Raw genomic sequence first — 4,679 nt, forward strand, 5'->3', positions numbered from 1 at the left:
TAGGGTTGGTGTTGGTAGGGAGCCACCCTTAGGTTCTGCTGTGGATATTGCTGTTTACATGGTTAATGGTCTTCCATGCATTCCAGGGTCTAGTTTAAAGGGCTTGTTTAGAAGCTACTTAGAGTCAATTGCACCTTTAATGGGTTGTAAAGTTCATGATCCATGGGATGAGCAAGCTATAAGGGAGGAGGCGAATAATAGAAATTTCTGTCCAATTTGTGGGATATTTGGCAATACTGAATTGGCAAGTCATGTTAGGATTTACGATTCCTATCCAAAAGATGGAGTATTTCACATGTTTCAAAAGACTGGGATAGCTATAGATAGAGTGTTCGGTAGTGTAAGACCTGGGCTTGGTCCATTCATTGAAGAACTAATCTCACCAAAAACTAAGTGGACGTTTAGAATGGACATAATAAACATTGACTTATACCCAGAAAAGCCTACAAACGATGATAGAGTTAAATTGCTCAAAAATCTATTCCAAACATTAACGGGCATTGGCTTAAACATTGGTGCAAGGAAATCTGTTGGTTGTGGGCTTGTAAGATTGGAGGAAGCTAAATGGCGTAGATATGAACTTCAAGATGGACTTCTGAAAATGGTTGGTGAAGGTGAAGTTAAATGAGTTTAACTCTATGGACTTCTTCATCAACAATTCTTAGAGAAGCCACATTCAAAGGTTACATGGAGAATATCAGTCCACTGAGAATTGGCGTTGGTAGAGAACCCCCATTAGGCTCAAGAGTTGACTTAGCAGTAATCAGAGTAAAATATGGTGAATATGATATTCCATACATACCCGGGTCAAGCTTAAAGGGTTTATTTAGAAGCCATGCAGGGAGAATAGCATCCTCATACGGTTTAAAAGTATGTAGCGGCCTCTCAAAAGAGAATTGTGTTGAAACTAAGAGGGTAACTTATGAAGAGGAGGGATATGAAGGGGAGTATATCCTTAGAAATCTTATAGAAAGGCTCTTGAGAGATAGAGAACCTTCGAAGGCTATGAAGGTATTTTTCGAAAACGCATGCGTCCTATGTAAAATATTTGGTTCGATGGGTTATAGGAGTAAGGTTTCATTTTCAGATGCTTATCCAATAGATGATGAGGGTAGAATTCTACCATTTAAGTTTGGTTCTAGGACTGGGATTGCTATTGATAGGAGGACTGGGGCTGTTGTTGGAGGTGCATTGTATGAAGTTGAGTATGTTGAGCCTGGATGTAGATTCAAATTTGAAATTAGATGTTCAAATCTACCAAACTATGCTCTTGGATTGCTTGGTTCGATACTTCGTATGATCGATAATGGTGAAGTTAGGATAGGTGGATTTACATCTAGAGGTTATGGACTTGTTAAGATACGCAATTTAAACATATCCATAAAGGATTACACTTTAAAGGGGGAGGGGAAGGTTTTACCATCATTGGAAGTTAATGTTGACGAGAGTGTTGATGTATCCGATTTAGCTGAATTGAAGGATGGACAATTATGCTTCCAAGATGATAAGGCTTGGGCTTTAATTGATAGACTTGAAGGGGTGTGGCGTAATGCAGCAGATAAGATTAAACGTTCTGAGAAGCAAGCCTAGGCAGAGGGATACGTACAGGGATTTATGCGGTTCAATGTATGTAAGCATAATAGCTGACAACTCATATCTACATGTGGGTTCTGGTAGAGAGAAATTCGAGGTTGATTTGAAGAAGTTGAAGGAGATTTATGCGAGGAGGAAGCGGATAGATGCAAGTGTACTTAAGGAATTACAGTTGAAGACTGGCTATAGTGAATTTGCATCTACAACTATGGGGACCGTGATACCTGGTTCTTCAGTTAAGGGTAATGTGAGGGCTAGATTGGAGCTCAGCTTCCATGGATTTAATGGTAACGTTAGATCATGCTTCCTCAAAGCTTCACGATTAACGAAGCTTGCTGGGGAGGGGGAGAGTGGTTGGAGGCATCAGAGGGTTTGGGGTGAAACCATACTTGAGGATAGAGGTTTCCCATGCGATTACACGAAAATGGACAATGTATGTCTAATATGCGACCTATTTGGAACTGCGGGTTTGAAAAGCTTAATAGAGTTCAGTGATTTCATAGGTTTAAACGTTAGACTTGAAGCTTTAGATCTCCCATATGGAATGAAGGTTTACGCTGCACCTCAAGGATCAGAATTTAGTGGTGAAATAAGCTTCATTAATTTGAAGGATTATGAGCTAGGCTTACTCTTACTTGGAATGGGAATAGTGAATGGCAGTACGGGTAGAAGCGTTATTCTGGGGAGATTCAAGTATAGAAAGCTTATGGATAACAAGAAGTTTGGTAGAGTTAAATACAAGATTAACAAAATAAACTTAAGCAAATTTTCAGATAAATTAGCCATCGGTAATTTAACGATTAATCCAGGAAGCTCCATTGAAGGTGAAAAACTCAACACCATATGCAGGGAGCTTGCAAACCTATCACTCAAACATTTCCAAAATGAACTTAGAATAGTTGATGAGGTGGGGATTCTTGAGAAGCTTTGAAGAACTCAAATTTGAAGAACCATACCCAATATTCAAATCATATGTAGTCCCATATAGAGACGATGCAGGAATAATCGATTATAGGCGCGTGAAATCTGAAGATGTGGAAACATACAAAGATGTGCTTAAAAAGCTTAGAGAGTTTCTACAAAGTATACTGGAAATTGAAATTGTTAAGTCATATGATGAAGTTAGAAAACTCGAATTAATTGGAGACTTAATCTCACTATACTTCAAAATCCCATTATTAAAGGAATTATTCCCATCAGCAATTCTAAGTCCCTTAAAGATATACATGCTATGCAGAGTCCACTTAGTACCAACATCGCATAAAGGTAAAAAACCATCAAAAGAATTAAAAGAACTATTATTTAAAACTCCTCCCGCAGATTTCATTGAAGGAATATATAAGGGTAAGGAAAAATATTCAAGTATTATTGAACGCTTAACAACCATTTTAGCTGATGAAAAGCTTTGTAAGGATATTGAGAAGTCGTGGTTCATATTCCCATCTGATACGAGACCTGGATTCAACACTTCAGGTTTAATACCACACCTCCTACTCACATCTGCAATAGCGTGGAGTTTAGCTACTATCAATAAAAAGCTTGATAGAAATAAAATTGCAGTATTAAGATTAGCATCCCTCCTACATGATATTGGAAAACCTTTCAATTATAGACAACATGTAGAGCCATCAAAAATCGTTGCTGAGTTTCTCTTAAATGGATTAATACCCAAACCAACGTTGGATAAGATTGTTGACATAATATCTAAGCATCATGAACCAACAGACGACCTTTCAATCATATTAAGGAAAGCTGACACAATGGCTTCAACAATAGATAGAGTTAGGCAACTTGTGGAATCCTATCTTAAAGAAGATTTGGAATCGATAGCTAAAGAGTTGAACTTGAATTATAAGGATGGTCTTGAAACTGGTCCTATTGCTTGGGACTTCTGGATTAAGGTGTATAAAGAGCGTGGTTTAAAGATTTTTGAAGATTTGAATTCAAAGTTTCTCAACAGTTTGAGGAAAGAAACTGATGGGTTTAAGTCTCCAGTTAAACCATTCAGGGAAGTTGAGGGTGAACGACGTGAGGAAGAGGATTATAAGAATGTGCTGGTTGGAGTTATAGATGTTGCTGGCATTCAAAAGTACATATCGAGATCTCAAGAGATCAAAGTTACGAGTGGAGCTAGCCTACTAATAGACTACCTCGTAATGGCATATGCACCATTCTACATACAATCAAACATGGATGAACATGACATATGGGTTCCATACGAATCCTTCATATACACTGCTGGTGGAATCGTGGAATTCGTAATGCCAAGGCTCTTCATAAATGAGTTTGGGAAAATTGTTGGAGACCAATTAAATGATATACTCTCAAAGAATGGTCTTAAAGTGACATTTGCACATACACAATTCCACGATAATATGTATGTTATGATTAGAGAGCTTACTAACAATCTACATCTGAAGAAGAATATGCTGAAATATGAATCTATGAAGATTGAGAGAATTTCAGAAATTAAGGGTTCCGAGGACCTATGTCAATTATGCTATTCTGATGATGCAAAATTAACATTGCAACTACCTGGAGAATCGAAGAGAGTGTGTGAAATATGTGAATTGCTCTACAAGTTTGGTGATGGAATAAGTTTTAGGGAAAGATATGAAGCTAAAATTAACTTATTCAAACGGGAATTTGTGGCTAAGGATGTTTATGATCTTGATTGGAAGGATGCCAATAGATATGTTATTGAATTGATTTCAGGTCATGATGGACTTGAGCTAGAGAAGTTAAAGAAAAAAGAAGTGGAGATAAGGGATATTGCTGTTTTGAAGATTGATGGTAATCTCATGGGGCCATTCATGGCGACATCCATCTCTCCAACTGATATGTATGAGAGGAGTGCTAGGATAGATATTGCATTGAAGAATGCAGTTATAAAAGCTTTAAACATAATCTATGAATCCATATCGAAGCTTCATGGAAATTTGAATGAATCAGCTAAACCATGTATATCAACGTTACTTGGAACTCTATATGTTGGTGGTGATGATAGCCTCATAATAATGCCATCATGGGCTTCAATAGCCTTCTCATGGATTGTTGGAAATGAGTTTAGATCGAATATGGGTGAA

4 protein-coding genes are annotated in these 4,679 nt (G+C 37.6%); all 4 read left to right on the forward strand.

Annotated elements, in window-relative coordinates:
* Window positions 1-628: RAMP superfamily CRISPR-associated protein (locus MRT15_RS11240; RefSeq protein ID WP_304330304.1), on the forward strand; the 628-nt coding region annotated here is incomplete at its 5' end.
* Entirely contained in the window at window positions 625-1,590 is a 966-nt protein-coding gene (csx7, locus tag MRT15_RS11245) for a CRISPR-associated RAMP protein Csx7 (protein WP_304330306.1), read from the forward strand. The genes MRT15_RS11240 and csx7, both read left to right, overlap by 4 nt.
* Window positions 1,550-2,524, forward strand: a complete 975-nt coding sequence (locus MRT15_RS11250; protein WP_304330307.1) for an RAMP superfamily CRISPR-associated protein — start codon at window positions 1,550-1,552, stop codon at window positions 2,522-2,524. Before csx7 ends, MRT15_RS11250 begins: the two co-directional genes overlap by 41 nt.
* A partial coding sequence (locus MRT15_RS11255) for an HD domain-containing protein (protein ID WP_304330309.1) occupies window positions 2,511-4,679 on the forward strand: 2,169 nt, incomplete at its 3' end. The genes MRT15_RS11250 and MRT15_RS11255, both read left to right, overlap by 14 nt.

It is taken from the genome of Candidatus Culexarchaeum yellowstonense, from assembly GCF_024707025.1.
In the GTDB taxonomy this organism is placed as follows: Archaea; Thermoproteota; Methanomethylicia; order Culexarchaeales; family Culexarchaeaceae; genus Culexarchaeum.